The 26,714-nt window shown below is 64.7% G+C and carries 25 protein-coding genes; 21 read left to right on the top strand and 4 right to left on the bottom strand.

Annotated elements, in window-relative coordinates; genetic code table 11:
* Positions 1 to 134: 134 nt before the first annotated feature.
* Positions 135 to 1,028 (top strand): SDR family oxidoreductase, encoded by an 894-nt coding sequence (locus tag AC3YMN_RS00315; protein ID WP_172124557.1) that lies wholly within the window; start codon positions 135 to 137, stop codon positions 1,026 to 1,028.
* A gap of 57 nt (positions 1,029 to 1,085) precedes the next feature.
* Positions 1,086 to 1,307 carry a hypothetical protein gene (locus tag AC3YMN_RS00320; RefSeq protein ID WP_127754235.1) on the top strand — a complete coding sequence of 74 codons (222 nt, stop codon included), beginning with the start codon at positions 1,086 to 1,088 and terminating at the stop codon, positions 1,305 to 1,307.
* A 27-nt stretch (positions 1,308 to 1,334) separates the two neighbouring features.
* On the opposite strand, the gene AC3YMN_RS00325 is transcribed toward AC3YMN_RS00320, so the two are convergent.
* On the bottom strand, positions 1,335 to 3,632 hold the full coding sequence (locus AC3YMN_RS00325; protein WP_489888494.1) for a Tex family protein: 2,298 nt from the start codon (positions 3,630 to 3,632) through the stop codon (positions 1,335 to 1,337).
* Positions 3,633 to 3,862: 230 nt separating this feature from the next.
* Here AC3YMN_RS00325 and AC3YMN_RS00330 point away from each other — a divergent pair, with 230 nt between their 5' ends.
* From AC3YMN_RS00330 to dinB, 3 genes are all read left to right on the top strand, one after another.
* On the top strand, positions 3,863 to 4,267 hold the full coding sequence (locus tag AC3YMN_RS00330) for a DUF3224 domain-containing protein (protein ID WP_489888495.1): 405 nt from the start codon (positions 3,863 to 3,865) through the stop codon (positions 4,265 to 4,267).
* 97 nt (positions 4,268 to 4,364) lie between these two features.
* Complete coding sequence (locus AC3YMN_RS00335) at positions 4,365 to 6,434, top strand: ATP-dependent helicase (protein ID WP_349236723.1); 2,070 nt, start codon at positions 4,365 to 4,367, stop codon at positions 6,432 to 6,434.
* Positions 6,435 to 6,505: 71 nt separating this feature from the next.
* Positions 6,506 to 7,585, top strand: a complete 1,080-nt coding sequence (gene dinB, locus AC3YMN_RS00340; protein WP_489888496.1) for a DNA polymerase IV — start codon at positions 6,506 to 6,508, stop codon at positions 7,583 to 7,585.
* A 6-nt stretch (positions 7,586 to 7,591) separates the two neighbouring features.
* On the opposite strand, the gene AC3YMN_RS00345 is transcribed toward dinB, so the two are convergent.
* The 3 genes from AC3YMN_RS00345 to AC3YMN_RS00355 all read right to left on the bottom strand — a co-directional run bounded on the left by AC3YMN_RS00345 (position 7,592) and on the right by AC3YMN_RS00355 (position 11,196).
* Complete coding sequence (locus AC3YMN_RS00345; protein ID WP_489888497.1) at positions 7,592 to 8,608, bottom strand: ABC transporter permease; 1,017 nt, start codon at positions 8,606 to 8,608, stop codon at positions 7,592 to 7,594.
* Positions 8,605 to 10,179: a sugar ABC transporter ATP-binding protein gene (locus tag AC3YMN_RS00350; RefSeq protein ID WP_489888498.1), complete on the bottom strand. Its 1,575-nt coding sequence runs from the start codon at positions 10,177 to 10,179 to the stop codon at positions 8,605 to 8,607. Before AC3YMN_RS00350 ends, AC3YMN_RS00345 begins: the two co-directional genes overlap by 4 nt.
* A 72-nt stretch (positions 10,180 to 10,251) precedes the next feature.
* Positions 10,252 to 11,196: a substrate-binding domain-containing protein gene (locus AC3YMN_RS00355; RefSeq protein WP_127754229.1), complete on the bottom strand. Its 945-nt coding sequence runs from the start codon at positions 11,194 to 11,196 to the stop codon at positions 10,252 to 10,254.
* 267 nt (positions 11,197 to 11,463) lie between these two features.
* Between AC3YMN_RS00355 and AC3YMN_RS00360 the strand changes: the two genes are divergently transcribed.
* The 16 genes from AC3YMN_RS00360 (at position 11,464) to AC3YMN_RS00435 (ending at position 26,713) form a co-directional block, all read left to right on the top strand.
* Complete coding sequence (locus AC3YMN_RS00360; RefSeq protein ID WP_489888499.1) at positions 11,464 to 13,092, top strand: Na+/H+ antiporter; 1,629 nt, start codon at positions 11,464 to 11,466, stop codon at positions 13,090 to 13,092.
* 117 nt (positions 13,093 to 13,209) lie between these two features.
* Positions 13,210 to 13,998, top strand: coding sequence for an MBL fold metallo-hydrolase (locus AC3YMN_RS00365; RefSeq protein ID WP_489888500.1), 789 nt, complete (start codon positions 13,210 to 13,212; stop codon positions 13,996 to 13,998).
* A 236-nt stretch (positions 13,999 to 14,234) separates the two neighbouring features.
* Entirely contained in the window at positions 14,235 to 14,798 is a 564-nt protein-coding gene (gene rplU / locus AC3YMN_RS00370; RefSeq protein ID WP_127754226.1) for a 50S ribosomal protein L21, read from the top strand.
* 12 nt (positions 14,799 to 14,810) lie between these two features.
* Positions 14,811 to 15,077, top strand: a complete 267-nt coding sequence (gene rpmA, locus AC3YMN_RS00375) for a 50S ribosomal protein L27 (protein WP_127754225.1) — start codon at positions 14,811 to 14,813, stop codon at positions 15,075 to 15,077.
* Between the two features lie 115 nt (positions 15,078 to 15,192).
* Positions 15,193 to 15,720 (top strand): GNAT family N-acetyltransferase, encoded by a 528-nt coding sequence (locus AC3YMN_RS00380; protein ID WP_127754224.1) that lies wholly within the window; start codon positions 15,193 to 15,195, stop codon positions 15,718 to 15,720.
* 28 nt (positions 15,721 to 15,748) lie between these two features.
* Entirely contained in the window at positions 15,749 to 16,285 is a 537-nt protein-coding gene (locus AC3YMN_RS00385; protein WP_489888501.1) for a GNAT family N-acetyltransferase, read from the top strand.
* Positions 16,282 to 17,325, top strand: a complete 1,044-nt coding sequence (obgE, locus tag AC3YMN_RS00390; protein WP_489888502.1) for a GTPase ObgE — start codon at positions 16,282 to 16,284, stop codon at positions 17,323 to 17,325. The genes AC3YMN_RS00385 and obgE overlap by 4 nt, the downstream gene beginning before the upstream one ends.
* Positions 17,326 to 17,427: 102 nt before the next feature.
* Positions 17,428 to 18,570, top strand: a complete 1,143-nt coding sequence (gene proB, locus AC3YMN_RS00395) for a glutamate 5-kinase (RefSeq protein ID WP_489888503.1) — start codon at positions 17,428 to 17,430, stop codon at positions 18,568 to 18,570.
* Positions 18,557 to 19,837 (top strand): glutamate-5-semialdehyde dehydrogenase, encoded by a 1,281-nt coding sequence (locus tag AC3YMN_RS00400; protein ID WP_489888504.1) that lies wholly within the window; start codon positions 18,557 to 18,559, stop codon positions 19,835 to 19,837. Before proB ends, AC3YMN_RS00400 begins: the two co-directional genes overlap by 14 nt.
* A gap of 157 nt (positions 19,838 to 19,994) precedes the next feature.
* A complete protein-coding gene (locus AC3YMN_RS00405; RefSeq protein WP_489888505.1) occupies positions 19,995 to 20,633 on the top strand; it encodes a nicotinate-nucleotide adenylyltransferase in 639 nt (212 codons plus the stop codon).
* 182 nt (positions 20,634 to 20,815) lie between these two features.
* Positions 20,816 to 21,208 (top strand): ribosome silencing factor, encoded by a 393-nt coding sequence (gene rsfS, locus AC3YMN_RS00410; RefSeq protein WP_172124527.1) that lies wholly within the window; start codon positions 20,816 to 20,818, stop codon positions 21,206 to 21,208.
* A 246-nt stretch (positions 21,209 to 21,454) separates the two neighbouring features.
* A complete protein-coding gene (gene rlmH, locus AC3YMN_RS00415; protein ID WP_489888506.1) occupies positions 21,455 to 21,937 on the top strand; it encodes a 23S rRNA (pseudouridine(1915)-N(3))-methyltransferase RlmH in 483 nt (160 codons plus the stop codon).
* 100 nt (positions 21,938 to 22,037) lie between these two features.
* On the top strand, positions 22,038 to 23,510 hold the full coding sequence (locus tag AC3YMN_RS00420) for a murein hydrolase activator EnvC family protein (protein WP_489888507.1): 1,473 nt from the start codon (positions 22,038 to 22,040) through the stop codon (positions 23,508 to 23,510).
* A gap of 7 nt (positions 23,511 to 23,517) precedes the next feature.
* Entirely contained in the window at positions 23,518 to 24,981 is a 1,464-nt protein-coding gene (locus AC3YMN_RS00425; RefSeq protein WP_489888508.1) for a S41 family peptidase, read from the top strand.
* A gap of 73 nt (positions 24,982 to 25,054) precedes the next feature.
* A complete protein-coding gene (locus tag AC3YMN_RS00430) occupies positions 25,055 to 26,167 on the top strand; it encodes a divergent polysaccharide deacetylase family protein (protein ID WP_489888509.1) in 1,113 nt (370 codons plus the stop codon).
* 9 nt (positions 26,168 to 26,176) lie between these two features.
* Positions 26,177 to 26,713, top strand: coding sequence for an RNA pyrophosphohydrolase (locus AC3YMN_RS00435; RefSeq protein WP_489888510.1), 537 nt, complete (start codon positions 26,177 to 26,179; stop codon positions 26,711 to 26,713).
* The last annotated feature ends 1 nt before the right edge of the window (position 26,714 follow it).

A 26,714-nucleotide genomic window follows, 5' to 3' on the forward strand; every position in this document is an offset into this window, starting at 1 on the left:
CCCGGGCAGGCACCGCGTCTGCCCGGAACTTTCGATCCGAAGATTATCAGCCGCGCAAGCTGTAGCGCGCTTCTGCCGCGGAACTCACGCCCGCACCCGTCGTTGGTCATGGCATCCCACTTCGAGAGAGAGCCATGACCGATCGCCTCACCATGCAGGACCCGCGCAGCCAATATCCCCAGCCCCCGTTCCCACGCCAGCCGCAACCCATCCCTGGTCTGGCCGCCAAAATGGATCCGGTGCCCGATCATGGCGAAAGCTCCTATCAGGGCTCGGGCAAGCTCAAGGGCCGCAAGGCGCTGATCACTGGCGGCGATTCCGGCATTGGCCGGGCCGCGGCCATCGCGTATGCCCGCGAAGGCGCGGATGTCGCCATCTCCTTTCTTGAGGCCGAGTCAAGCGACGCGCAGGAGGTGATCAAGCTGATCGAAGCCGAAGGGCGCAAGGCCATCGCGCTTCCCGGCGACATCACCGATGAAAACTGGTGCCAGCAGCTGGTGAGCCAGGCCGTCGAGGGGCTGGGCGGACTCGATATCCTCGTCATCAATGCCGGCCGGCAGCAGAACCGCGAGTCGATTGACAAGGTCACCTCGGCCGATTTCGACAAGACGATGAAGACCAATCTCTACGCCATGCACTGGATCGCCCAGGCAGCCGTGCCGCATCTCAAGCCGGGCGCTGCCGTGATCACCACGGCCTCCATCCAAGCCTATGAGCCCTCGGCCATCCTGCTTGATTACGCCACCACCAAGGCCGGCATCGTCGCCTATACCAAGGCCCTCTCCAAGCAGCTGATCGAGAACGGCGTGCGGGTCAATTCCGTGGCCCCCGGCCCGTTCTGGACGCCCCTGCAGTCGAGCGGCGGCCAGCCCGAAGAAAAGGTCATGCAGATGGGCTCGGACAGCGCCTTTGGCCGCCCGGGCCAACCCGTCGAGCTGGCCCCGATCTATGTGCTGCTCGCGTCCCAGGAAGCCAGCTACATCACCGGCGAAGTGTTTGGCGTCACCGGCGGCGCCGGCATCGCCTGACGCCAGCATGGGCCGGGCCCCTGTGCCCGGCTCCTTTTCTCAGCAACGGAGTTCATCATGGACGAGGAGGCTGCCGGCAAGCTCGTGCCGGTTCGGGCAACACCCAATGCGCCGGCGCGGGCCCGCGTCCGTTGGGCCTGGGGCCGGGCAAGCCTTGAGGTCGATGCCGAGATTACCCCCGCCGGGTTCCTGGCGATCGGGGGCATGGTCGGCATGATCCTGCTTGCGGTAGTGCCCATTGTTTCGGCTGGTAGCCGCGCCCGCCGGCGGCTGTTCTGATTTAGCCGCCGGCTCACAGTCGGCGCGCTACTTCTTGTTGCGCATCGCAGCGCTCAGCATGTCGCCCAGCGAGCCGGTGCTGCGCTTGGCCTCCTGCGGCGGGCGCTGGCTGGGGCGCATTGGCTGCTCGCGACCACGTTCGCGCGGCGCGGCGGCCTCGCCATCCCTGCGCATGGTCAGTCCGATGCGCTTGCGCGGCAGGTCCACTTCCACCACCCGCACCTTCACAACGTCCCCCGCCTTGACCACCTCATGGGGGTCCTTGACGAATTTGTCGGCCAGCTGGGAAACATGCACCAGCCCGTCCTGGTGCACGCCGATATCCACGAAGGCGCCGAAGGCGGCGACATTCGTCACCGTGCCTTCCAGCATCATGCCCGGCTTGAGATGCTTGATGTCATCCACGCCTTCGGCAAAGGTCGCGGTCTTGAACGCCGGGCGCGGGTCGCGGCCGGGCTTTTCCAGTTCCGCCAGGATATCGCGCACCGTTGGTAGCCCGAACCGCTCATCGACAAAGCTCCTGGGATCGAGCCCCGCTAGCGCCGCCTTGTCCCCCATCAGCGTGCGCAAATCCCGCCCGCAGGCCGCAACGATCCGGCGCGCCACGCCATAAGCCTCAGGGTGAACGGAGGACGCATCGAGCGGCTCGGTGCCGTCGGTGATGCGCAAGAACCCCGCGCTTTGCTCGAAAGTGCGCTGGCCCAGCCGCGGCACCTTGAGCAGCGCCTTGCGCGATTGGAACGGCCCATTGGCATCGCGATAGGTGACAATGGCTTCGGCAACCGAGGCACCAAGGCCCGAAATCCGCGCAAGGAGGGGCGCCGAAGCGGTGTTGAGATCGACCCCCACCGCGTTCACCGCGTCTTCCACCACCGCATCGAGCGAGCGCCCGAGCCGGTTCTGGTCGACATCGTGCTGATATTGTCCGACCCCGATCGCCTTGGGCTCGATCTTGACCAGTTCGGCCAGCGGATCCTGCAGGCGCCGCGCAATGGACACCGCCCCGCGCAGTGACACATCGAGATTGGGGAACTCGGTCGCTGCAAGCTGGGAGGCCGAATAAACCGAAGCCCCCGCTTCCGAAACGATCACCTTGGTGGGTTTGGGCGCCGGCAGGCGTTCGATGAGGTCGGCCACGAGCTTTTCGGTTTCTCGGCTGCCGGTGCCATTGCCGATAGCGACCAGTTCGACCCGGTGCTTCTGGATCAGCGCCTGGATGGCCGCTTGCGCCCCCACCACGTCGTTGCGCGGCTGGAACGGGTAGATCGTTGCGGTATCGAGCACCTTTCCGGTCGGGTCGATCACCGCGACCTTGACCCCGGTGCGGATGCCGGGATCGAGCCCCATCGTGGCCCGAGCGCCAGCGGGTGCCGCGAGCAGCAGGTCCTTGAGGTTGCGGGCAAACACGGAAATGGCCTCGGCTTCAGCCCGCTCGCGCAGTTCCACCATCAGGTCCACCGACAAGGACGCACGCAGCCGCGTCCGCCAGGCCCAGCCCGCAACCTCGCGCAGCCAGTGGTCGCCGGCGCCATTGCCCTGCGCCTTGAGCGCGCCCGCCACCAGTCGCTCGGCGGGCTTGACTGGGTCGGGCAGGTCCGCGTCCACCTCGATGTCGAGGCTCAAAAATTCTTCGTCGCGACCCCGCATCATCGCCAGCGCGCGGTGGCCGGCGACCTTGTTCCAGCGTTCCGAATGGGCAAAATAGTCCGAGAACTTGGCCCCGGCCTCTTCCTTGCCCTTGAGCACCTTGGCGCTCAGCATCGCCTTCTCGCGCATATAGCTGCGCAATTGCCCGAGCAGGCCGGCGTTCTCGGTCAGTCCCTCGACCACGATATCGCGCGCGCCGTCCAGCGCTTCCTTGGTGCCGGGTACGTGTTCGTTGAGGTAAGCTTGTGCCAGCGCTGCCGGGTCGGCGTTGCGATTGGCGAGAATGGCCTCTGCCAATGGCCCCAGCCCGCGCTCGCGCGCAATCTCCGCCTTGGTGCGCCGCTTGGGCTTGAAGGGCAGGTAGAAGTCTTCCAGTTCCGCCTTGGTCGCCGCGCCCGTGATGGAGGCGGTGAGCTGGGGGGTGAGCTTGCCCTGCTCGTTGATCGATTTGAGGATCGCCGCCCGCCGCGCTTCGAGTTCGCGCAGATAGGTCAGCCGCTCGGCGAGGAGCCGCAACTGCGTGTCATCAAGCCCGCCCGTCACTTCCTTGCGGTAGCGCGCGATGAAGGGCACCGTGGCGCCACTATCGAGCAGTTCCACCGCCGCACCAACCTGGGCCGGGCGAGCCCCCACTTCGGTGGCGATCTGGGCCGCAATGCGGGTGTCGAGTTCGGCCATGGCTCTTCTTCTTGGGTTCGGCTGGCGCGACCATAGTCGCCTCGCGCGGCAGGTCACACCCGATCGGGCGGGTTTTTCCCCGGTTGTGCGTTCCCATGAGGATAAACCATGTCCGCAATATGCCGGTGTCGGGAACCCGCGCCTGGCAAATGAACCTCCCGGCCGCCTCGGTATTGTTCTTTGAATGTTCTCATGCATGATAGCAACCAGAACCGCAGGGGAGGTTGGGAATGAAGGTCAGTGGAACATTCGCCGTCTCGGGATTCCAGCAGGCAGAGCTGGCCGTGCCAGACGCGGTGGTCACCGGCTTGCCCGTGGGGGTCAGCACGATGGAAAAGCTCTACACTGGCGAGGTCAGCGGTCGCTCGACCACGATCTTCACCTTCGCCTTTGATCGCGTCTCGGGCGTGGGGTCGTACCTCGCCATGGAGAGTTTTGAAGGTGCCTTGGGCGACAAGCGGGGCAGCTTCAACTTCCTTCATTCGGCGGCCACCCAGGGGAGCGATCGAGCCAACGAGTTCTTCGCCATTGTCGAGGGCAGTGGCACCGGGGAGCTGGCGGGCATCACCGGCTCGGGCGGCATCAGCATTGATGCGGAGCTGCATCACATCTGGTTCGATTACACGCTCGGCTAGCGCGACAGGCCGGCGCTTCCGCGACATCTTGGCGACGGCTCTTGCGAACAAAACAGGAATACGGTTCGGTGCCCGCCTAGCTGGAGCCTTGCGATTCGTGGCGTTCGATACCTCATATCTGGAGACCCTGAACCCCGAGCAACGCCGGGCGGTGGAGCATGGGGTTGGGGCTGATCGCTCCTCGCCGCTGCTGGTGATTGCCGGCGCTGGCTCAGGCAAAACCAATACGCTGGCCCATCGGGTCGCCCATCTTGTCGTCAATGGTGCCGATCCCCGGCGTATCCTCCTCCTCACCTTTTCACGGCGTGGCGCCGGCGAGATGACCCGCCGAGTCGAACGGATCTTGGCGCGCGTCCTCGGTACCAATACGGGTGGGGCCGGGGATGCTCTCGCCTGGGCCGGCACCTTTCATGGCATCGGCGCGCGTCTCCTGCGCGAACACGCCGTCCAGATCGGGCTTGACCCTGCCTTCACCATCCATGATCGCGATGACTCCGCCGATCTCATGAACCTCGCGCGCCACGATCTGGGCTTGAGCGGCGCCAAGAGCCGGTTCCCCACCAAGGGCACGTGCCTCGCTATCTATTCGCGTGTGGTCAACGCGCAGGGTGATCTGGCCGAGGTGCTCAAAACCGTTTTCCCCTGGTGCGCCATGTGGGAAAGCGAGCTGCGTGCCCTGTTTGCCGCCTATGTCTCGGCCAAGCAGGGGCAGAACGTGCTCGATTACGATGACCTGCTGCTGTATTGGGCCGGGATGATGGAGGAGCCGGCCATCGCAGCCAATCTCGCCAGCCGGTTCGATCATGTGCTGGTGGATGAATATCAGGACACCAACCAGCTACAGGCCTCGATCCTCCTCGCCCTCAAGCCGCAGGGGCAGGGGCTGACCGTCGTCGGCGACGATGCCCAGTCGATCTATTCCTTCCGCGCCGCGACCGTCCGCAACATCCTCGATTTCCCAACGGCCTTTTCGCCCGCGGCCGACATCGTCACCCTTGATCGCAACTACCGCTCCACCCAGCCGATCCTTGCCGCAGCCAATGCGGTGATCGAGCAGGCCAGCGAGCGCTTCACCAAAAATCTCTGGACCGAGCGGCAGTCCGAGGCCAAGCCGCTGCTCGTCACCGTGCGCGACGAGGCTGACCAGGCGCGCTACGTCGTGGAAAAGGTGCTCGAAGCGCGCGAAGGCGGCGTGTTGCTCAAGCAGCAGGCGGTGCTGTTTCGCACCTCGAGCCATTCCGGCCCGCTCGAGATCGAGCTCACGCGCCGCAACATCCCCTTTGTCAAATTCGGTGGCCTCAAATTTCTCGACGCCGCCCATATCAAGGACCTGCTGGCGCTGCTGCGCTGGGTGGAAAATCCGCGTGACCGGGTGGCCGGGTTCCGCGTGCTCCAGCTGCTGCCGGGCATTGGCCCTGCGGCCGCCGGCAAGGTGCTCGATGCGTTGGCGACCGGGCCCGATCCCGTTTGGGCTCTGGGAGAAATCCCCCAACCTCCGCGCTCGGGTCAGGGCTGGAAGGAGCTCGTGGAACTCGTCACTCGCCTCTCCCGGCGTGATGCCGGCTGGCCGGCCGAGCTGGGCTATGCCCGGCTCTGGTACGAGCCCCTCATGGAGCACACCTATGAGGATGCCAGCATCCGGCAGGCCGATATCGTTCAACTCGAGCAGATCGGGGCAGGCTATCCCAGCCGCGAGCGGTTCCTGACCGATCTGACGCTGGATCCGCCCGAGGCGACGAGCGATCAGGCGGGGGTGCCGCTGCTCGATGAAGACTACCTCATCTTGTCCACCATTCATTCGGCCAAGGGGCAGGAATGGAAGGCGGTGCATGTGCTCAATGTGGTGGATGGCTGCATTCCCTCCGATCTGGGCACCGGCAGCACCCATGAACTGGAAGAAGAGCGGCGCCTGCTTTACGTGGCAATGACCCGGGCCCGCGACGAGCTGCATCTGCTGGTGCCACAACGGTTTTACGTCACCCAGCAGTCGCGCCATGGCGACCGGCATCTGTACGCCCAACGCACCCGCTTCATTCCCCGCGCGACGCTAGGCAGTTTCGAAGATATTTTATGGCCCCCGGTAAAGCCCTATCAGCCTGATGGGTTTACCCCCACGCCGGTGCAGGCCGATCTTGGCGCGCGCATGCGCAACATGTGGGCAAAATAGCCATGGTCAGTCTGCTGACACCGGCTGACCGCTCCGCCCCTATGCTCGGCAGGTGAAACAAGGCCGTCCTCGTGAGCATCCGCAAGATCATTCATATCGATATGGACGCCTTCTACGCCTCCGTCGAGCAGCGCGATAATCCCGAGCTGCGCGGCAAGCCGGTCGCGGTGGGTCATGGCGCCGCGCGGGGTGTGGTGGCGGCCGCCAGCTATGAAGCGCGGGCCTTCGGGGTTTATTCGGCGCTGGCTTCCGTCACGGCGATGCGCAAATGCCCCGAGCTCATCTTCGTGCCCCCGCGCTTTGACGTTTATCGCGCGGTCTCCGCCCAGATCCACGAGATCTTTCGCGCGCATACCGATCTGATCGAGCCGCTGTCGCTGGACGAGGCCTATCTCGATGTCACCCACAACAAGCAGGGCATTACCCTCGCGCGGGATGTCGCCAATACGATCCGCAGCCGGATCAAGGAAGTCACCGGCCTCAATGCCTCGGCGGGGATCAGCTACAACAAGTTCCTCGCCAAGATTGCTTCGGGTTACCGCAAGCCCAACAATTATTTCGTTATCCCCCCCGAGCGCGGTGCCCAGTTCGTGGCCGCCCTGCCGATCGAAAAATTCCATGGCGTCGGGCCCGCGACCGCGGCGCGCATGCACCGGCTCGGCATCATGACCGGGGCCGATCTTGCCGCCTTGAGCATGGACGAGATGGTCGCCCATTTCGGGCGCTCGGCCCAATATTGGTTCGACCTCGCCCAGGGAGTCGACCACCGCGAGGTCAAACCCAATCGCGAGCGCAAGTCCATTGGCGCTGAGGACACGTTCGGGCAGGACATCACCACCCTTGATGAAGCGCGTACCCTGACGCGCCCGCTGATCAACAAGGTCTGGGCGGGCGGCGAAAAGCGCGGGCTTTATGGCCGCACCGTCACCTTGAAGGTCAAGTTCGCCGATTTCGAGCAAATTACCCGTGCCAGAAGCCGGCCCGAGCCGGTCAGCAGCGCTGCCGAACTGGCCCAAGCGGTGGACGAATTGCTGGCGCAGACCTTTCCGCCCAGAAAACCCGTGCGCCTTCTGGGCGTCACCATCTCCGCCTTCACGCCTCCCAGCAACACCGCCACACCCAAGCAGATGGTCCTGCCCATCCCGGACTGAGCCTGCCTAGAGCCGCGCCCGCGATTTGAGCCAGCGATCAAACGCCACGGCTAGGATCAGGATCAGCCCGATCACGATGCTCTGGGTGTAGGACGAGACATTGTTGAACTGCAGCCCGTTCTGCAGCACCCCGATCAGCGCCGCCCCGATCACGGTGCCGCCCACGCTGCCGATGCCGCCAAATAGCGACGTGCCCCCGATCACCACGGCCGAGATCACGGTCAGCTCATAGCCGGCCCCCGCCACCGCCTCGGCCGAATTGAGCCTTGCCGCCAGCACGAAGGCGGCAAGGCCCGAGAAGAACCCCACGATCACGTAAACCGAAACAAGGATGCGATCGACCCGCAACCCCGACAGCCGCGCTGCCTCCGCATTACCGCCTACCGCATATACCGAGCGGCCATAGCGGGTATAGCGCAGCACCAGATGGCACAGCACCGCCGCCACCGCAAAGATGATCACCGGCACGGGGACGGGGCCCACAAGGCCGGTGCCGAACCAGCGCATGGCCGGATCAAACCCCGATATGGGCCCGCCATTGGACACGGTGAGCGTCAGCCCGCGAAAGATCGTGAGGCCCCCCAGCGTCACGACGAAGGGCGGCACTTTGAGCCGGGTGATGGTCAGCCCTTGCACCGCGCCGCACAGGGCGCCAACCACAAGCGCGGCAAGCAGCGCCGCAAACCAGCCGAACCCCGAAGATCCGGAAGCGGACAGCGACATCGAATTGGCCGTGCCCCCTTTGGCCACCACGGCGGCGATCATGCCGCAGAACGCCAGCAGCGAGCCGACACTGAGATCGATCCCCGCGGTCAGGATGACGAAGGTCATGCCCAGCGCGATCAGCCCGGTGATCGAGATTTGCCGCATGATGTTGAAGACATTGATGGGGTCGATGAAGCTGGGCTTCATGGCGGTGAACACCACGATCAGCGCCACGAGAAAGATCAGGGGACCAAAGCGCTTGGCAATGGCAAAGCCATTAGGGCCGCTGCGCCGAACTGGCTGGGTCGTGCTGCTCATTGGTGTTCTCCCCCTGGCTGGTCGAGCGCCATCAGCGCCATCAGCTTTTCTTCGCTCGCCTCGCTGGCGAGCATCGTGCCGCTCACGCGCCCCTGCCGCATGGTGACGATGCGGTCGCTGACCGCGAGGATCTCGGGGAGCTCGGATGAAATTACCATCACCGCGATCCCGCGCGCCGCGAGTTGCACGAGGATCTGGTGCACCTCGGCCTTGGCGCCCACATCCACCCCCCTTGTGGGCTCATCGACGATCAGCACCTTGGGGTCTCGCGCCAGCCAGCGCGCCAGGATCACCTTTTGCTGGTTGCCGCCCGAAAGTCCGGCAATGGGCTGGTCGGGAGAGGCCATGCGGATCGAGAGCATTTTCTTGAACTCGCCCAAGGCCTGACGTTCGCGCCGCTCGGTCATGATCCCCAGGCGATTGGAATAAGCCTCAAGCGTGGCGATGGAAAAATTCTGCAGGATCGAGAGAATGGGAAAGATGGCCTGGTGCTTGCGGTCTTCGGGCACGAGCCCGATCCCCAGCGCGATGGCGTGGGCAGGTGAGGCGGGGGCAATGGTTTGCCCGTCCAGAGTCATCGTTCCCGCCGCAATGCGATCAGCCCCGAACACGGCCCGCGCCAGCTCGGTCCGGCCCGAGCCCACCAGCCCCGCCACCCCCAGGATCTCGCCGGCCTTGAGATCAAGATCGATGCCTGCCAGCACGATGGCATGGGGCGCTTCGGGATCGCGGATGGTCTGCAAGCCGCGCACGCTGAGGCGCACCTGGCCCGCGGCATGCCGCTGCGCCGGCCGCGTATAAAGCTCGGAGGCCGCGCGCCCCACCATTTTCTCGATGATCCGGGGCAGGGGGATCGGACCGCCTTCCCTCAGCAAGTGGCCCGCCAGTCGCCCATCGCGCAGCACGGTCATGCGATCGCAAATGGCCGAGGCTTCCTCGAGCCGGTGGGTGACGAACATGATGGCGACGCCTTCCTCGCGCAGGCGGGCCATGATGGCGAGCAGCTGGCTGACCTCGGTCTCGGTCAGGGCCGAGGTCGGCTCATCCATGATGATCAGTCGGCTTTCGAGCGACAGCGCCCGGGCGATCTCGACCAATTGCTGCTCGGCTACCGACAGCGCCGAAACCGGCGTATCGGGGTCGATGCTGAGCCCCACCCGCGCGATGATGCTGCGGGTTTCCTGGCGCATGCGGCGCCAGTCGATGATCCGCAGGGGGCCTACCGGCGCGCGACCGATAAAGATGTTCTCGGCCACCGACAGCGTCGGGATGAGGCTCAGTTCCTGGTAGATCGTCACAATCCCGGCGCGCTTAGCCGCCTGGGGCGTTGCGGGCCGATAATCCTGTCCGGCAAAAACGATGCGCCCGCTCGAGGGCGGCTGCGCGCCCGAGAGGATCTTGAGCAGGGTCGATTTGCCAGCGCCGTTTTCTCCCAAAAGCCCCAGGATTTCGCCCGGGCGCACATCTAGCGACACATCACTGAGCGCTGCGACACCGGCAAAATGCTTTGATACCCCCATCACTTCGAGCAGGGGCGGCGTCGACGGCTGTGACGTGGCAAGAGCTGCCATCGGCCTGTCCTCCTGGGTCTGGCGCAAGCAACCGGCCGGGCGCCTCCTCGCCCCCGGCCGGCGGGATGCGGCTTAGCCGGCTTCGCCGATACGCTCGGCCTGGTCCAGATTGGCCTGGGTGATGACCACGGGGGTCAGCAGCACCAGCGTTTCGGCCGGCTCGGTTCCGTCCTTGGCATAGGCCACCGCGATCTTGACCGCCTCGCGTGATTGCTCGCCGGGGAACTGCTCGACCGTGCCGGCCATGCCCCCGTCGCGCACCGAAGCCAGCGCTTCGGGTAGCGCGTCAAAGCCATAGATCTTGACGTCGGTGAAGCCGCGAGCGGCGCAGGCTTCGAGCGCCCCCAGCGCCATGTCGTCATTGGCACAGATGATCGCATCGGGCTTGCCATTGGCCGCGAGCCCGGCTTCCGTCACGGCCAATCCTTGGTCGCGGGCAAAATTGGCGGTTTGCTCGAAGACGATCTTGTACTTGTCGGCCATGCCATCAAGCACGTTGTGCACGCCCTTGTTGCGGTCGATGGCGGGACCGGCGCCCGGCTGGCCCTGCAGGTGGAAGATGGTCGCGCCATCGGGGAAGGCGTCCACGACGGCCTGCGCTTCGGCTTCGCCGCCCTTGACATTGTCGGCCCCCACATGGGCCAGAATGCCTTCCACCCCGTCGACTCGCCGGTCGATGGTCACCACCGGCACATTGGCGGCAATGGCCTGCTCGATGGCGGGCGCCAGCGCATTGACGTCCAGCGGCGAAATGACAATTGCATCCACCTGCTGCACGATGGCCGATTCAATGTCGGCGGTCTGCTTGGGCGCAGAATTTTGCCCGTCGCTCTCGATCACCGCGACACCCTGGTTGCCGGCCTCGGCCTTGATCTGGTTGAGCATATGCACAAAGAACGGAAAGCCCAGGTTGGGCACCGATCCAAGAATGGTCAATTGGTCCTGCGCCAAGACAGGACTGGCAACGGCCAGCGCGCCGAGCGCCACCGAAGACATCAGAAAACTGCGTCTATCCATGGGTTCCTCCCGTTACGGGTCGCCGGCGACATCTTGTGTGTTCGTCCGGCAAGGGGAGCCTATGTGGTGCTTCTGCTCCCCGCAAGCAGCAAACCGATGGAGTTCGCCACACCCCATCCGCTAAACACCAAGCCATTCAACTCACGGGGCACTAAGGACTGCCGCCGAAATGGGCTGGGCGCCCGCCCGGCAGTGCGTTTGCCTTTCCTTTGGTGCAACGCGGGTCGGGGCGGCGACGTTCGCCCCTGTCAGGGAAAGGCCAAGGCTGTGCAAGACGTCACCCTAGTCCTTGTTCTATTGCTAGCCGTGGTGCTGAGCGGGGCCATCTCGCGTGCGCTGCCCTGGCCCATTCCCGTGCCCCTGGTGCAGATTGCCTTTGGCGCGGTGCTCAGCATCGGCACGCGGCAGGGGATCACGATCAATCCGGACGTGTTCTTCCTCCTCTTCCTGCCGCCATTGCTGTTTCTCGATGGTTGGCGCATTCCCAAGGAAGATCTGCTCAAGGACGCCTCCACCGTGCTGGAACTGGCCCTCGGGCTGGTGGTCTTTACTGTGGTGGGCATGGGCTTTTTCATCCATTGGCTGATCCCCGCCATGCCGCTGGCGGTGGCCTTTGCTCTGGCCGCCGTGCTGTCGCCCACCGACCCTATCGCCGTGTCCGCCATTGCCCAGCGCGTGCCGATCCCCAAGCGCCTGATGCACATCCTGGATGGCGAATCCCTCCTCAATGATGCATCGGGCCTGGTTTGCCTGCGCTTTGCCATTGCCGCGGCCCTCACTGGCACCTTCTCGCTTTATGATGCCGGGCTGACCTTCCTGTGGCTGGCGCTCGGGGGCATCGCCATCGGCGTGGGCGTGACCTGGCTCATCACCCGGCTCCAGGATCGGGTCTCGGGGCGCTGGGGTGAGGACACCGGCTCGAAGGTCTTGGTGAGCCTCCTCATCCCCTTTGCCGCCTATCTCGCCGCCGAACATATGCAGTGCTCGGGCATCCTTGCGGCGGTAGCGGCGGGGCTGACCATGAGCCTGCTCGAGGCGTCGGGGCGCACCCGCGCGACCACCCGCATTCGACGAAATGCCGTGTGGGACATGATCCAGTTCGCCGCCAATGGCGTGATTTTCGTGCTGCTGGGCGAGCAACTGCCCGGCATCGCCCGCGCGGCGCATGAAACCGTGGCTCTGACTGGTCATGCGGAAGTCTGGTGGCTCGCCATTTACATCGTGGCGATCAATGCCGGCCTCGCCGCCTTGCGCTTCGCCTGGGTCTGGGTATCGTTCCGGCTGACACTTTTTCGCGGGCCCGGGCCGCGCAAATCGCCCAACTGGCGTGTGGTCGCCGCCATGTCCTTCGCCGGCGTGCGCGGCGCCATTACCCTGGCGGGTATTCTGACCCTGCCGCTCACGACGCTGGATGGGGCGGCCTTTCCCGCCCGCGATCTGGCGATCTTGCTCGCCATGGGCGTCATCATCACCTCCCTGATCGTGGCCAGCATCGGCTTGCCCATCCTGTTGCGCGATCTGGATGTCCCGGCCGAATCGGGTGCGCGGGCCCAGGAAGACGATGCGCGCAGTGCCGCGGCGGACGCCGCCCTGGCGGCCCTAAGCAAGGCATTGGACCAGGTGCCCGAGGAGCGCAGCGACGCCCCGGTTTATGCGGCGGTCGGCAACCGGCTCGCCGAGCTCTACCAGCGCCGGCTCGATGGCCACTCGCAGCTGGAAGCGCTCGATATTTCGCGCAGCGAATACGAGCGGGTGGAAAAAGAGCTGGTTCTTGTCGCCTTGCGGGCCGAGCGCGCCGAAATCCGCCAGCGCCTGCGCACCGGCAAGCTCAAAAGCGAAGTCGCGCGGCAACTCATTCGTGACCTCGACTTGGCCGAGATGCGTTACTCCCGCTAGGCTCCATCCATGAGCGCCGGCGGGTTTCCGGCATCTAGCTCAAATTGTCGTGCGGAAACGAACAAATCGGCTACCCCTCACGTTGAGGCTCGACAACGAACCCAAGGGAGACGGCGAATGGCGAAGCGGCGGGAAGTGATGGCGGGAATGGCGGCGTTGCCGCTGGTGGCATGGGCGGCAGGGGCGTTGGCTCCGGCTTTCGCTCAGGAAGCAGGCACGCTTGATGGCGATCGCATGGCGACTTCGGGCGGCGATGTGATCATCCATCCCGTGAGCCATGCGAGCCTCGTGCTCGGCTATGACGACCAGGTGATCTATGTGGATCCCGTGGGCGGTGCCGAGCTTTACGCCGAGCTGCCCGCACCAACCGCGGTGTTGATCACCCATGGCCATGGTGACCATTTCGACGTGCCCACCCTCGAAGCCATTGCAGGCGGCGGCATTCCGATCCTGACCACCCAGGAAGTGTTCGACAAGTTGCCCGAGGCGCTCAAGGCTAATGCCACGGCGCTGGCCAATGGCGACGAGGGCTCGCTCAACGGTCTGCCCGTCGCGGCCATCCCGGCCTACAACACCTCGCCCGACCGGCTGCAGTACCACCCGCAAGGCGTCGGCAACGGCTACCTTATCAAGTTTGGGGACGACATCGTGTATGTCGCCGGCGACACCGAGCCCACGCCCGAAATGCTGGCGCTCGAAAACATCGCCGTCGCCTTCCTGCCGATGAACCTGCCCTATACGATGACGCCCGAGCAGGCCGCCGAGGCCGTTAACACCTTCAAGCCGGGCATTGTGTATCCCTATCACCACCGCGGCAGCGATCTGGATGCCTTTGAAGCGGCGGTCGAGGAAGGCGTCGAAGTGCGCCGGGCCAATTGGTATCCCGAAGGGGAAGAGGCGGCGTGAGGCCGCCCCGCAAGCCTTGACTCTGCCGTTATTTGCCATGATAAGCACAACCCGATGCGCGCCGGCTCAAACCGGTGCGCTGCTTTGGTTTGAAAACGCTGCTTAAGGCTTCCCCGCCGGTTTGATCGCCGGCATGCATGAAGACCGCGACACCGGGTGTAACGCCCAGGGGAATAGTCGCGGCGCCGCAAAGCGCGACAACAGGGACCGGGATGTTTGACGCACCCGGTTGATGAATGACGTTCGCAGTGATCAAAACCGGTGGCAAGCAGTACAAAGTTGCCGCCAATGACGTATTGAAGATCGAAAAGCTCGATGCCGAAGCCGGCACCATCGTGACCTTTGACCAGGTGCTGATGGTTGATGGCGAAGTTGGCGCTCCGCTGGTGGAAGGCGCAATTGTTGCTGCCGAACTGCTGGAAACGCGCAAGCAGAAGACGGTCATCATCTTCAAGAAGAACCGTCGCCACAATTACCGTCGCCGCAACGGCCACCGCCAGCTGCTCTCGACCGTGCGCATCACCGAGATCCTGACCGGTGGCGCCCAGCCGAACCTGACAGCTCCGGCCCGTACCGAAACGGCAACACCCAGCGTGAGCGAAGCCGCACCGGCTGGCGAGCAGAACCAGGCGGGCATCCCGGCTGTCGAGACCTTTGAGGCCGAGGCCGCCGCGCCCGCCAAGAAGAGCTCGCGCAAGGCCGCCGCAGCCCCTGCTGCCGACGACGCCGCTGGCGAAACCGCAAAGCCGGCCCGCAAGACTGCGGCCAAAAAGGCCGCTCCCAAGGCCGATCAGGAATAAGGACCAAGCACCATGGCACACAAGAAAGCAGGCGGTTCATCCCGCAATGGTCGTGATACCGCCGGACGCCGTCTTGGCGTCAAGAAGTTTGGCGGCGAAGAAGTGATCGCCGGCAACATCATTATCCGCCAGCGCGGCACCAAGTGGCACCCCGGCACTGGTGTTGGCTTGGGCAAGGACCACACGATCTATGCTCTGGTTGACGGCAAGGTGGCCTTCCGCACCCGCGCCAAGTCGCAGGTGTTCGTGTCGGTCGAGCCGGCGTTGGCCGCCGAGTAAGAACCGGCCGTTTGCACGCAAGCTGCCGGGGGACAGGTCCCTCGGCGCTGCCGCAACAGCTAAGCACAGGGGAACCGGTCCGCCGGTTCCCCTTTTTGCTTTTTCGGAGCCCAACATGGACAGCCCACGTCAGCGTCTTCCGGCGACCCTCACCACCACCCGGCTGGTGCTGACCACGCCTGCGCTCGCGCATGTGCCCGCCATTGCAGAACTGGCCAATAACCCTCGCCTTCTTGCTGTGTTGACCCGCCTTCCCAATCCGTACGGGGAAAGCGACGCGGTCTTTTTTGTCGAGGAGCTTGCCCGTAGTGCTGAAGAATGGGCTTGGGCGATCGAGCTCGAGGGGCGGTTCATCGGCACGATCGGGCTGCATCTGCTGGACGGACAACCCCCCGCACTGGGGTATTGGTTGGGCGAGCCCTTCTGGGGACAAGGCTATGGCACGGAAGCGGCGCGGGCAGTGGTGCAGACCGCACAGCAGGCCGGCTTTACCGCGCTCCGCTCCCGGGCTCTCGTCAGCAACAGCGCCTCACTCGCGGTGTTGCGCAAGGTCGGCTTTGTTGAACTGGGGCAGGCGTTCGAAGAAACGGGCACGCTGGTGGGTCAACCCGTCGTGCTCCTCGGCCAGGACTTGCCGCAATGATGCACGATCATTTTTCGAGCATGGCCCAATGACCCTTACCCTGCAAACCGCGCGCTTTACGCTGCGCCAGCCAGTGCCTGAAGATGCCGAGTTGATTGCGCGCTATCTCAACGATTTCGCGGTGTCGGGTAATCTCGCGCGGGTGCCATACCCGTATCGCGTCAGCGATGCCAAGGCGTGGCTGCGCACGCGCCGTCCGGTGATGCCGCTGGAGGACACCAATTTCTCCATCGACCTGCCCGGATTTGGTTTGGCGGGGCATGTGGGCTTTCATCTTGGCCCCAAAGGCCCCATTATAGGGTACTGGCTCGGTCGCCCCTTTTGGGGGCAGGGCATCATGACCGAGGCAGTGCGGGCGAGCCTTGACTGGTTCTTCCCCGCAACCAACGCCCCGGTCGTGTATTCGGGCGTGTTTCATTTCAACGCGGCCTCGCTGGCGATCCAGCGCAAGCTCGGCTTTACCGAGATTGGCCGTTCCCGCCTCCTATGCCTTGCACGCAAGGCCGAGGTGGAGCATATCGACACTCAATTGACGCAGGGCGTCTGGAAGGCGCACAAGCCATGAAGTTTCTTGATCAAGCCAAGGTTTATGTTCGCTCGGGCGATGGCGGCGCGGGCGCCGTATCGTTTCTGCGCGAGAAATTCGTCGAATTCGGCGGCCCCAATGGTGGCAATGGCGGGCGCGGCGGCGATGTGATCATCGAATGCGTGGATGGACTCAACACCCTGATCGATTACCGCTACCAGCAGCATTTCAAGGCCAAGACCGGCACCCATGGCATGGGCAAGCAGCGCACCGGCGCCGATGGCGAGGATACGATCCTGCGCGTTCCCGTGGGCACGCAGATCTTTGAAGACGACAACGAAACCCTCATCGCTGACATGACCGAGGTCGGCCAGCGCGTCGTGCTGCTGTCGGGCGGCAATGGCGGCTTTGGCAATGCCCATTTCAAGACCTCGTCCAACCAGGCGCCCCGCCGCGCCAATCCGGGCCAGGAAGGCACGGAAAAGTGGATCTGGCTGCGCCTCAAGCTGATCGCCGATGCCGGTCTCGTCGGCCTTCCCAATGCCGGCAAGTCCACCTTCCTTGCGGCCGTGTCCGCCGCCAAGCCCAAGATTGCCGATTACCCCTTCACCACGCTCCATCCTAATCTCGGCGTGGTCTCGATCGGCGAGCGCGATTTCGTCCTGGCCGATATTCCCGGCCTAATCGAAGGGGCCAGCGAAGGGGCGGGGATCGGTGACCGCTTCCTGGGCCATATCGAGCGCTGTGGCGTTCTGATCCATCTCATCGATGGCACCCAGGACGACATCAAGACCGCCTATACGACCATTCGCACCGAACTGGCCGCTTATGACGAACTGCTGGGGGACAAGCCCGAAATCGTCGTGCTCAACAAGGTCGATGCGATCGAGCCCGACGACCTCAAGGAAAAGGTCAAGCTCCTGAAAAAGCTGAGCCAAGCCGAGGTGCTCCAGGTCTCGGGGGTGACGGGGCAGGGCGTCGACACCGTGCTTTATCGCGTCATCGGCGTGCTAGACGAAGAAAAGGCCGCCAAGGCGGAAGCCGCCCGGCGCAAGGCAGAACCCCATTGGGCCCCCTAAAATGACGGTGAGGAGGGCGCTGGTGTTTGCGAGTTGCTCCGGTAGCCCTCATGGTGAGGTGCGAGCCCCATGGCGAGCCTCGAACCACGAGGGCGTCGCACGATGAACCCCCTTGCCCCCTTCAAGCGCCTCACCGTCAAGATCGGCTCAGCCCTCTTGGTCGACAAATCCGGCCAACTACGCTCGGAGTGGCTGGCGAGCCTCGCCGATGATCTCGCCGAGCTTAAATCTGCCGGCACCGAGATCGTCATCGTGTCCTCGGGCGCTATTGCCTTGGGGCGGGGGTTGTTGGGTCTCGATGCGCCGGTGCTCACCCTCGAGCAATCCCAGGCTGCCGCCAGCGCCGGCCAGATCGCGCTCTCCCAGGCCTGGGCTGAGGCGCTCGGCCGGCACAGCATCGTCACCGGCCAGATCCTCATCACCCCCAACATTACCGAAGAGCGGCGCTATTATCTCAATGCCCGCACCACGGTTACGACCCTGCTGACCCTCGGGGCCGTGCCGATCATCAACGAAAACGACAGCGTCGCCACCGCCGAAATCCGCTATGGCGACAATGATCGCCTGTCGGCGCGCGTTGCCACCATGATCGAGGCCGAGTGCCTGGTGCTCCTATCGGATGTCGACGGGCTATACACCGCCCCGCCCGCCAAGGACCCGAGTGCTACCCATCTGCCGATCGTTCCCAGCATCACGCCGGCCATCGAAACCATGGCAGGGGGCGCCGCCAGTCACCTTTCGCGTGGCGGCATGACCACCAAGGTGGAAGCCGGCAAGATCGCGACTCAGGCGGGCACCGCTATGATCATCGCCAAGGGCACCGAGCCCCATCCGCTGCGCGCCCTGGCGCAAGGCGCGCGCCACACGCTCTTCGCTCCCGCCCAAAGCCGCGGGCAGGCGCGCAAGCGCTGGATCATGGGCACCTTGCATGTCGCGGGCACGCTAAAGGTGGATGCCGGTGCCGTGCGCGCGCTGCGCACCGGCCGCTCGCTCCTGCCTATCGGGGTCACCAAGATCAGCGGCAGCTTTGAGCGCGGCGATGCCATTGCCGTCACCGATCCCGACGGCCTTGAGATCGCGCGCGGCCTTGCGGGGCTCGACAGCGACGAAGCCAGGCTGGTGATGGGCAAACGCAGCGACACCGTGGTGGAACTGCTGGGCATCGGCCACCGCGCCGAGCTGGTGCATCGCGACAATCTCGTGCTGGTGGGCGCCAAGGAGGAAGCCGTCAATGAGCCTGGCTGAAGTTAAGGGCGACACCGCCGCCGTCATGGCCGAGCTCGGCCGCAATGCCCGCGCCGCCGCCCGGGTGCTGGCCAGCGCCACGCCTGCGCAAAAGCGCACCGCGCTCCTCACCGCTGCCGGCGCCATCAACGCCCATCGCGCCAAGATCCTCAAGGCCAATGCCCGCGACATGGAAGCCGCCACGGCCAAGGGCATTTCCAAGGCCTTTCTCGATCGTCTGCTGCTGACCGATACGCGCATCGACGCGATGATCGAGGCCGTTCGCACCATTGCCGAGCTACCCGATCCCGTCGGCAGCGTCATCGCCGAATGGGACCGGCCCAATGGCCTGCATATCCAGCGTGTACGCACCCCTTTGGGCGTGATTGGCGTCATCTTTGAATCGCGCCCCAATGTCACCGCCGATGCGGGCGCGCTCTGCCTCAAGGCTGGCAATGCCGTCATCCTGCGCGGCGGCTCGGACAGCTTTTATTCCTCCCAGGCAATCGTTGATTGCCTGCTAGACGGGCTCCATCTCGCCGGCCTGCCCGTGGAGGCGATCCAGCTGGTGCCCACCACCGACCGCGCTGCGGTGGGCGAGATGCTTGCGGGCCTTGATGGCAATATCGATGTGATCGTGCCCCGCGGCGGCAAGACCCTCGTTGCCCGCGTGCAGGCGGAAGCCCGGGTGCCGGTATTTGCCCATCTCGAAGGGCTGGTGCACGTCTATATCGATCGCTCCGCCGATCTCGACAAGGCCGTTGCAATTACCCTCAACGCCAAGATGCGCCGCACCGGCATTTGCGGCGCCGCCGAAACGCTGCTCGTTCATCGCGACGTGGTTGACACCCATCTGCGCCCGATCATCGCTGAGCTGCAGGGCGCCGGCTGCGAAATCCGGGGCGACGCAACGGTTTGCGCCCTGATACCCGAGGCCAAGCCTGCTACCGAGAGCGATTGGCGCACCGAATACGAGGACGCCATCATCTCGGTTAAAGTGGTGGACAGCATCGAGGCGGCCATCGCCCATATCGAGCATTATTCCAGCCACCACACCGAGGCGATCATCGCCGAAGACCCAGAGGCGGTGGAGCTGTTCTTCAACAGCATCGATTCCGCCATCCTCATGCACAATGCCTCTACCCAGTTCGCCGATGGCGGCGAGTTCGGCTTTGGCGGCGAAATCGGCATCGCCACCGGCAAGATGCATGCCCGCGGCCCCGTCGGCGTCGAGCAACTCACGAGCTTTCAATACCGCGTCCGCGGCAACGGCCAGCTGCGGCCGTGAACTTTCTGGTCTTGGCACCATCCTCGGAGCTTGTTGCTCCCCTCCCCCTTGAGGGGAGGGGCCGGGGGAGGGGGTCCATCAGTGATCCACTGCACCACCCCCTCCCCAACCCTCCCCTCAAGGGGGAGGGAGCCCCAGGCCGATGGTGCGGTGTCGATTGACCCACCGTCCACCCCTCCGCATTGCCGGCGTCACCGAAATTCCGCCGTCCGCGCGCGGCATGCGCATTGGTTTGTTCGGCGGCAGCTTCAATCCCGTGCATGCCGGCCACCGTCTCGTGATGCAGCAGATGCTGGTGCGGCTGCGGCTCGATGCGCTTTGGGTGCTGGTCACCCCCGGCAACCCGCTCAAGAACCACGCTGAACTCGCGCCCCTCCGCGACCGGGTTGAGGCAGCCCGCCAGGTGCTGGCGCATCCACGCGTCAGGGTCACCGGCTTTGAGGCGGCGCTCGGCTTTGCTTATTCCTGGCAGACCGTGCGCTTTTTATCCCAAATCCTGCCGGATCGGCACTTCGTCTGGATCATGGGTGCCGACAATCTCGCCCAGTTCCATCGCTGGGAGCGCTGGACGGAAATTGCCGCCACCATGCCCATTGCCGTTTATGTGCGCCCCGGCGCCGATCGGGTGGCGCCAGCTTCGCGCGCTGCCCTTGCGCTGCAGCCCTTCCGCATTCCCGAAAGCCAGGCGGGCACCTTGGCCCTGCGCCCGCCACCGGCCTGGGTTTATTTGCATGGCAAGCAATCCACGCTTTCTTCCTCGCAATTGCGCGCGCGAGGGCGTGAAACGCCAAAATAAACACCCCACCTTGCACCCAGGGCTGCAAAAGCGCATATTAGACCGGTGTGATATAGATCACCCGAGAACAGGAACGATTGCTTGTCGTTTGCAAAGACGCGTGCACATTCCGATCAACAACCAAGGATGCTGACCCAACGCATGACCCATGCCCTGCGAGCATGGGCGGGAGGCCATTGCTGATGGCCACGCTGCCCAACACCTTTTCCCCGTCCCAGACCACGCCGCCAACCGCGCCAACGCGCGCGTTGATCGATGTCGTGCTGGAATGCCTTGACGATGCCAAGGCCGAGGAAACCATCGCCGTCGATATCACCGGCAAGTCATCCCTGGCCGACCATATGGTGGTCACCTCTGGTCGCTCCCAGCGCCATGTGGGCGCCGTGGCCGATCAGCTGGTTACCGCCTTGCGCGAAGCTGGCTATGGCAAGCCGCGCATCGAAGGCCTGCCCCATTGCGATTGGGTGCTGGTGGATGCTGGGGATGTGATCGTTCATATCTTCCGTCCCGAAGTGCGCGAGTTCTACAACATCGAAAAGATGTGGCAGGCCGATTTCGCGGCCGACGCTCACTAAGCCGGACCAATCCCGCTCATGCTGGCCGAGATCGCTCGGCCAGCCCAGTTCGGCTTGCCCGAGCGGTGCGTGGCTTTGCCGCGCAGCCGCCAGCGCTGGCCGAGCGAAACTCCTTCATGCTGCCATTACCCCGCCTTGGTACTGGTCCATTGACCGCCCCAATGCCTCAATGGACTTCTCTATGCCTCGGCCACTTCCCCCCCTCGCTCCTTCGCATCTGCCCGCCTTGCCCGGCGGAATGGCCCCATGCGCATGAGCATCGCCGCCGTGGGGCGGATGAAGGCGGGGCCTGAGCGCGAAATGGTCAGCCGTTATCTTGATCGCGCCACCGGTAGCGGCAAGCCCCTGGCGCTGACGGGCTTTGACGTGACCGAGCTGACAGAGTCCCGCGCATCGGCCGCCGCCACCCGCAAAAGCGAAGAAGCCCGCGCCCTCCGCGCCGCCATTCCCGCTGGCGTCGTGGTTGCGCTGGACGAGCGCGGCAAATCCATTGGCTCGGAAGCCTTTGCCGCCCTGGTCGGGCGCTGGCGCGATGAGGGGCGCCCCGCCGTCAGCTTTGTGGTGGGCGGCGCCGATGGCCTGGATCCCGATTTCGTCAAATCTGCCAATCTGGTGCTGAGCTTTTCCCCCCTGACCTGGCCGCACCAATTGGTGCGCATCATGCTGGCCGAGCAGCTCTACCGGGTGACCACGATCCTGTCGGGCCACCCCTATCACCGCGGCGACTGAGACCCGCATTCCTTAAGCAGTGTTAACCTGCGTTTTTTGTCGGGCTTGCTATGGTGCAGCCAAGTGATTCGCCCCAGGGGCAAGCGAGCTAGGAGAGTCAATGTCGGTTTCCTCCGGCGCGAGATGGGGTGTGGTGCTGGCAGTTGTCGCCGCAGCACTGGCCCCGGCCCCGTCGCTGCTGGCGCAGGGCCCGGCGCCCCAGGGCGAGCTTGCCCCGGCGCTGCCCACCGATGCCCCTCCGGCTGCCCCCACCGATATTGCGCCCGGCGCAGCCCCGCCAGTCCCCCCAGCTGCGCCCGACGCGGCGCTTCCTGCCGCGCCAACTACGCCGAAACTGGGTGTTGATCCCGCCGCCGTGCCCCCACCGCCTGCCGAGCTGCCCCCTGATCCGGTGACCACTCAGGCCGAACTCGCCAAGCTCGAAGCCTCGATCACCATGAGCAAGGAGCGCGCCGACGAGTTGCGCGCCGAAATCGCCGCCATGCAGGGGGATCGCACCCAGCAAAATGCCGCGCTGATCGCCGCAGCCCAGCGCGTCAAGCTGGCCGAAATCGAAGTGGCCGATATCGAGGAGCGCCTGTCGGGCCTGATTGTGCAGGAGCTCGAAGTGCGCGGCCGGCTCGATGGTGCCGATGCCGAAATGGCCAATGTGCTGGCGGCGCTCGAGCGTATCTCGCTCAATCCCCCACCCGCGCTCATTGTTGATCCCGCCGATGCGCTGGGCTCCGCCCGCTCCGCCATTTTGATCGCCGCGATCGTGCCCCAGCTGCGCGCCAAAGCCGACGCGGTGACCGCTGATCTGCAGGAACTCACCAAGATCAAGGAAGCAGCCCTCGCCGAAGAAGCGGCGCTGCGCGCCAATTATTCCGTGCTCGAGGAAGAGCAATTGCGCATCGCCACGCTTATTGCCGCGCGCAGCCAGGGCATTGCTGCTGTGTCGGCCGATCTTGAGGCGACCGAACAGGAAGCCATGGCGCTGGCCGCGCGCGCGACAACGCTACGCGAACTGATCGACCAGCTTTCGGCCCGCATCGAGGAAGGCCCGACACCACCCCAGGTCGAGGGAGAGGATGCGGTGCTGACTCCCGAAGCGGTCCAGACCGCGCTTGCCAACACGGCCCGCACCGAGCCGGCGGTGCCTTTTGCCAGTGCCAAGGGGTTCCTGACCTTGCCCGCCAACGGGGTCAAGGTCGTCGATTACGGGGCGGGCGACGGGTTTGGCGGCATCTCGCAGGGCGTGTCGCTGATGACGCGGGCCGAAGCGCAGGTCGTGGCGCCGGCCGATGGCTGGGTGCTCTATACCGGCCCCTACCTCAATTACGGCCAAATCGTCATTCTCAATAGCGGGCAGGGCTATACGATCCTCTTGGCAGGTTTGGAAACGGTGACCGTTTCCATTGGCCAGTTCGTCCTGATGGGCGAGCCGGTGGGCACAATGGGATCACGCACAATTGGACGAACGGTGACCACGAGTGCTGGCAACGCCCAGCCGACGCTTTATATTGAACTGCGACACAACAGCGAACCTCTCGATCCCACCGGCTGGTGGGCAAACCCGACACAAAGTGGATGAAACCCCCATGCGCCTTTCGACCTATCGCGCCGCTGCCCTGACGCTGGCGCTGCTGCTGCCTGCTTCGACGCTTCAGGCGCAGGAAACACCGGTGCCGCCCCCCGCCGAGCAAACGCCCGCGGCCCCGGCTGAAGAGGCTCCCGCTGTTCCCGCTCCCGATCAGTCGCCTGAGCAGGCGCCAGACGCCGAGCCTGCCCCCAGCGGGGAAGAGCCCGAGCCCACGCCGGAAGAGCAAAAGGCCGCGCCGCGCGATCCGCTCGAGGTTTATGCCGATCTCAATCTCTTCGGGGAGATCTTTGATCGCATCCGCTCTGAATATGTCGATGCCCCCGATGAGCAGGAGCTGATCCGCGCCGCCATTCAGGGCATGCTGACATCGCTTGATCCCCATTCGGGCTATCTGCCCCCAGCCGATTATGACGAGATGCGCGAGGATACCTCGGGCGAGTTCGGGGGTCTGGGCATCGAAGTCACCATGGAAGAAGACGTGATCAAGGTGGTATCCCCCATCGATGACACGCCCGCCGCCGAGGCCGGCATCATGGCCAATGACCTTATTGTCCGCATTGATGGCACCGATGTTCAGGGCCTAAGCCTTGACGAAGCCGTGGGCAAGATGCGCGGCCCGATCGGCACCGCAACCAAGATCACCGTTGTGCGTGAGGGCATCGACGAGCCGCTCGAGTTCGAGTTGACCCGCGCCGTGATCGCCATGCGCGCCGTGCGCTGGTCGCTGGAAGGCGATATCGGCGTGGTACGCCTGTCGCGGTTCTCCGAGCAGGCCTTTGTCGGCATCGAAAATGCCATCAAGGACATCTATGCCGAACGCGATGGCGTGGCGCCCAAGGGCATCATCCTTGACCTGCGCAACAACCCAGGTGGCCTCGTCGATCAGTCGGTTTATGTCGCGGACGCCTTCCTCAAGCAGGGTGCAGTGGTGATGACCCGTGGTCGCCTGCCACAGGAAAGCGCGCGCTACGACGCCAAGCCCGATCCGCTGGATGCCCAGATCGCCGATGTGCCGCTTGTGGTGCTGATCAATGGCGGCTCGGCCTCGGCTTCCGAGATCGTGGCCGGTGCGCTGCAGGACCATAAGCGTGCAACCCTCGTGGGGACGCGCTCCTTCGGCAAGGGCTCGGTGCAGTCGATCATTTCGCTCGGGCCCGATGGCGCGATGCGGCTGACCACGGCTCGCTACTACACGCCCAATAACCGCTCCATCCAGGCGCTGGGCATCACCCCCGATATCGAAGTGCGCCAGGTGGTTCCCGAAGAACTGCAGGGCCGCGACGAGATCATTGGTGAAGCCGGCCTTGCTGGTCACATCACCGTCGAAGGCCAGGAAGAAACCACGGTCGGCTCCTCGGTCTATGTGCCCCAGGACAAGGCCGAGGATGCGCAACTGCAATTCGCGCTGCGCCTGATCAATGGCGAGGAAACCAACGAAGCCTATCCGCCGCGTGCCCAATAAACTTCAACTCGGGTGAATGGCGGGGCATCTGGCCCCGCCGCTTGCCGCCACCCCTTCCATCCGGACCCTCCTAATGGCCAATGATCTCAGCACGCCGCTGACCGGCCGCAAGCGCCGCGCAGGAGCCGCAAGGCCCGGTTTTCCCGTAGCACGGGTGCTGTTTGGCGTGCTGCTGCTAGCGGCGGGAGGCATTGGCGCCCGGCTTTTGCTGGTTGATGATCCTGAGGGCGGCCGCCCCAGCCGCGAAGTGGCGATCACCAATACCCGCGCCGGCAACGACATCGCGAGTTCGGTCTCCCAGGGTCCAGTGACCATCACCGCCGATCCCGAACAATTCGCCGCCGGCGCTGCGCCCCCCGCCAGTCCAACACCCGCCACCGCCGCCGCGCCTGCTGCAGCCGGCGTGCTGCCCGATCTCAGCGAAGAAACCGCCGAAGGTCCGATCCCGCGCATTTCGGCGACCGGCCAAACCCCGTTCCAGGCCTATGCCCGCCCCGTCGACCATGCCCTAGTGGGCGGCAAGCCCAGGATTGCGCTCGTGGTCACGGGCCTTGGCATCAACGAGCAGGGCTCGCTCCAGGCCATCGAGCAATTGCCCGACGAGGTCACCCTCGGTTTTGCTCCTTATGGCAAGACGCTGCAAAGCACCGTCGCCGCCGCCCGCGCCGCGGGCCATGAAGTACTCCTTGAAATCCCGCTCGAGCCCTTTGACTTCCCCCAGAACGATCCGGGCCCCCACACCCTTCTCACCGGCGAAACCACCCAGTCCAACCTTGATCGCCTGTTCTGGCTGATGGCGCGCTTTGGCGGTTATGCCGGGGTGCTCAACAATATGGGCGCGCGCTTTACCGCCTCGGGCGCCGACTTCGCCCCCGTTGTCGAGGAACTGGGCGCCCGTGGCCTGGGCTATCTGGATGACGGCTCCTCCAATCGCTCACTCGCCCCCCAGTTGGCGGGCAGCAACAAGGTACCCTTTGCCCGCGCCGATCTCCTGGTCGACGCCAATCCCGCCCAGGCAGCCATTCTGTCAGCGCTGGGGAGCCTTGAAGCCAAAGCGGTAGAGAATGGTTCGGCAATTGGTATTGTAAGCGCCTTGCCGATCTCGGTTTCCACCATTGCCCAATGGGCCAGCGAACTGGAAAGCCGCGGTGTTGTGCTGGTGCCGGCCACGGCCCTGATGAAGTAGAGTTGTTCCATGTCCGAGCGTCCCACGCGCGAAAGCCTGCCCTATCGTGATTGCGTCGGCATCACCGTCTTCAATGCGGAGGGCAATGTCTTTATCGGCCGCCGCAAGTTCGAGAACGACCCGGAAAAGTCGGCCGAACACGGCTCGCCCTGGCAAATGCCGCAGGGCGGGATCGATGCGGGCGAGGATCCGCTGCGCGCAGCGCTGCGCGAGTTGCATGAGGAAACCAATATCACGACGGTCAGCCTGCTCGCCGAAGCGCCCGAGTGGATCTATTACGATTTGCCCGATGAAGAACTCGGCGTCGCGCTCAAGGGCCGGTTCCGCGGCCAGCGCCAGCGCTGGTTCGCCTTTGCCTTCACCGGCAATGACAGCGAGATCGATGTGCTGACCCCTGGCGGTGGCAAGCATCCGGCCGAGTTCGACGAATGGCGCTGGGAGCAGTTGTCGCGTCTGCCATCCCTGATCGTGCCGTTCAAGAAGGACGCCTATGACAAGGTCGTCGAGGCCTTTGCCGATATCCCGCAGCGCTTCACCCACAGCTAAA

The sequence above is a fragment of the Devosia sp. Z11_6 genome, assembly GCF_058133665.1.

Coding starts and splice junctions, on each gene's coding strand:
- AC3YMN_RS00365 (WP_489888500.1), top strand. CDS start 13,210: ATGGCGAAGCGGCGGGAAGTGATGGCGGGAATGGCGGCGTTGCCGCTG.
- AC3YMN_RS00400 (WP_489888504.1), top strand. CDS start 18,557: ATGAGCCTGGCTGAAGTTAAGGGCGACACCGCCGCCGTCATGGCCGAG.
- AC3YMN_RS00320 (WP_127754235.1), top strand. CDS start 1,086: ATGGACGAGGAGGCTGCCGGCAAGCTCGTGCCGGTTCGGGCAACACCC.
- AC3YMN_RS00430 (WP_489888509.1), top strand. CDS start 25,055: ATGGCCAATGATCTCAGCACGCCGCTGACCGGCCGCAAGCGCCGCGCA.
- AC3YMN_RS00385 (WP_489888501.1), top strand. CDS start 15,749: ATGACCCTTACCCTGCAAACCGCGCGCTTTACGCTGCGCCAGCCAGTG.
- AC3YMN_RS00350 (WP_489888498.1), bottom strand. CDS start 10,179: ATGGCAGCTCTTGCCACGTCACAGCCGTCGACGCCGCCCCTGCTCGAA.
- AC3YMN_RS00345 (WP_489888497.1), bottom strand. CDS start 8,608: ATGAGCAGCACGACCCAGCCAGTTCGGCGCAGCGGCCCTAATGGCTTT.
- obgE (WP_489888502.1), top strand. CDS start 16,282: ATGAAGTTTCTTGATCAAGCCAAGGTTTATGTTCGCTCGGGCGATGGC.
- AC3YMN_RS00315 (WP_172124557.1), top strand. CDS start 135: ATGACCGATCGCCTCACCATGCAGGACCCGCGCAGCCAATATCCCCAG.
- AC3YMN_RS00425 (WP_489888508.1), top strand. CDS start 23,518: ATGCGCCTTTCGACCTATCGCGCCGCTGCCCTGACGCTGGCGCTGCTG.
- AC3YMN_RS00355 (WP_127754229.1), bottom strand. CDS start 11,196: ATGGATAGACGCAGTTTTCTGATGTCTTCGGTGGCGCTCGGCGCGCTG.
- AC3YMN_RS00325 (WP_489888494.1), bottom strand. CDS start 3,632: ATGGCCGAACTCGACACCCGCATTGCGGCCCAGATCGCCACCGAAGTG.
- AC3YMN_RS00435 (WP_489888510.1), top strand. CDS start 26,177: ATGTCCGAGCGTCCCACGCGCGAAAGCCTGCCCTATCGTGATTGCGTC.
- rplU (WP_127754226.1), top strand. CDS start 14,235: ATGACGTTCGCAGTGATCAAAACCGGTGGCAAGCAGTACAAAGTTGCC.
- AC3YMN_RS00330 (WP_489888495.1), top strand. CDS start 3,863: ATGAAGGTCAGTGGAACATTCGCCGTCTCGGGATTCCAGCAGGCAGAG.
- AC3YMN_RS00420 (WP_489888507.1), top strand. CDS start 22,038: ATGTCGGTTTCCTCCGGCGCGAGATGGGGTGTGGTGCTGGCAGTTGTC.
- proB (WP_489888503.1), top strand. CDS start 17,428: ATGAACCCCCTTGCCCCCTTCAAGCGCCTCACCGTCAAGATCGGCTCA.
- rlmH (WP_489888506.1), top strand. CDS start 21,455: ATGCGCATGAGCATCGCCGCCGTGGGGCGGATGAAGGCGGGGCCTGAG.
- rpmA (WP_127754225.1), top strand. CDS start 14,811: ATGGCACACAAGAAAGCAGGCGGTTCATCCCGCAATGGTCGTGATACC.
- AC3YMN_RS00380 (WP_127754224.1), top strand. CDS start 15,193: ATGGACAGCCCACGTCAGCGTCTTCCGGCGACCCTCACCACCACCCGG.
- rsfS (WP_172124527.1), top strand. CDS start 20,816: ATGGCCACGCTGCCCAACACCTTTTCCCCGTCCCAGACCACGCCGCCA.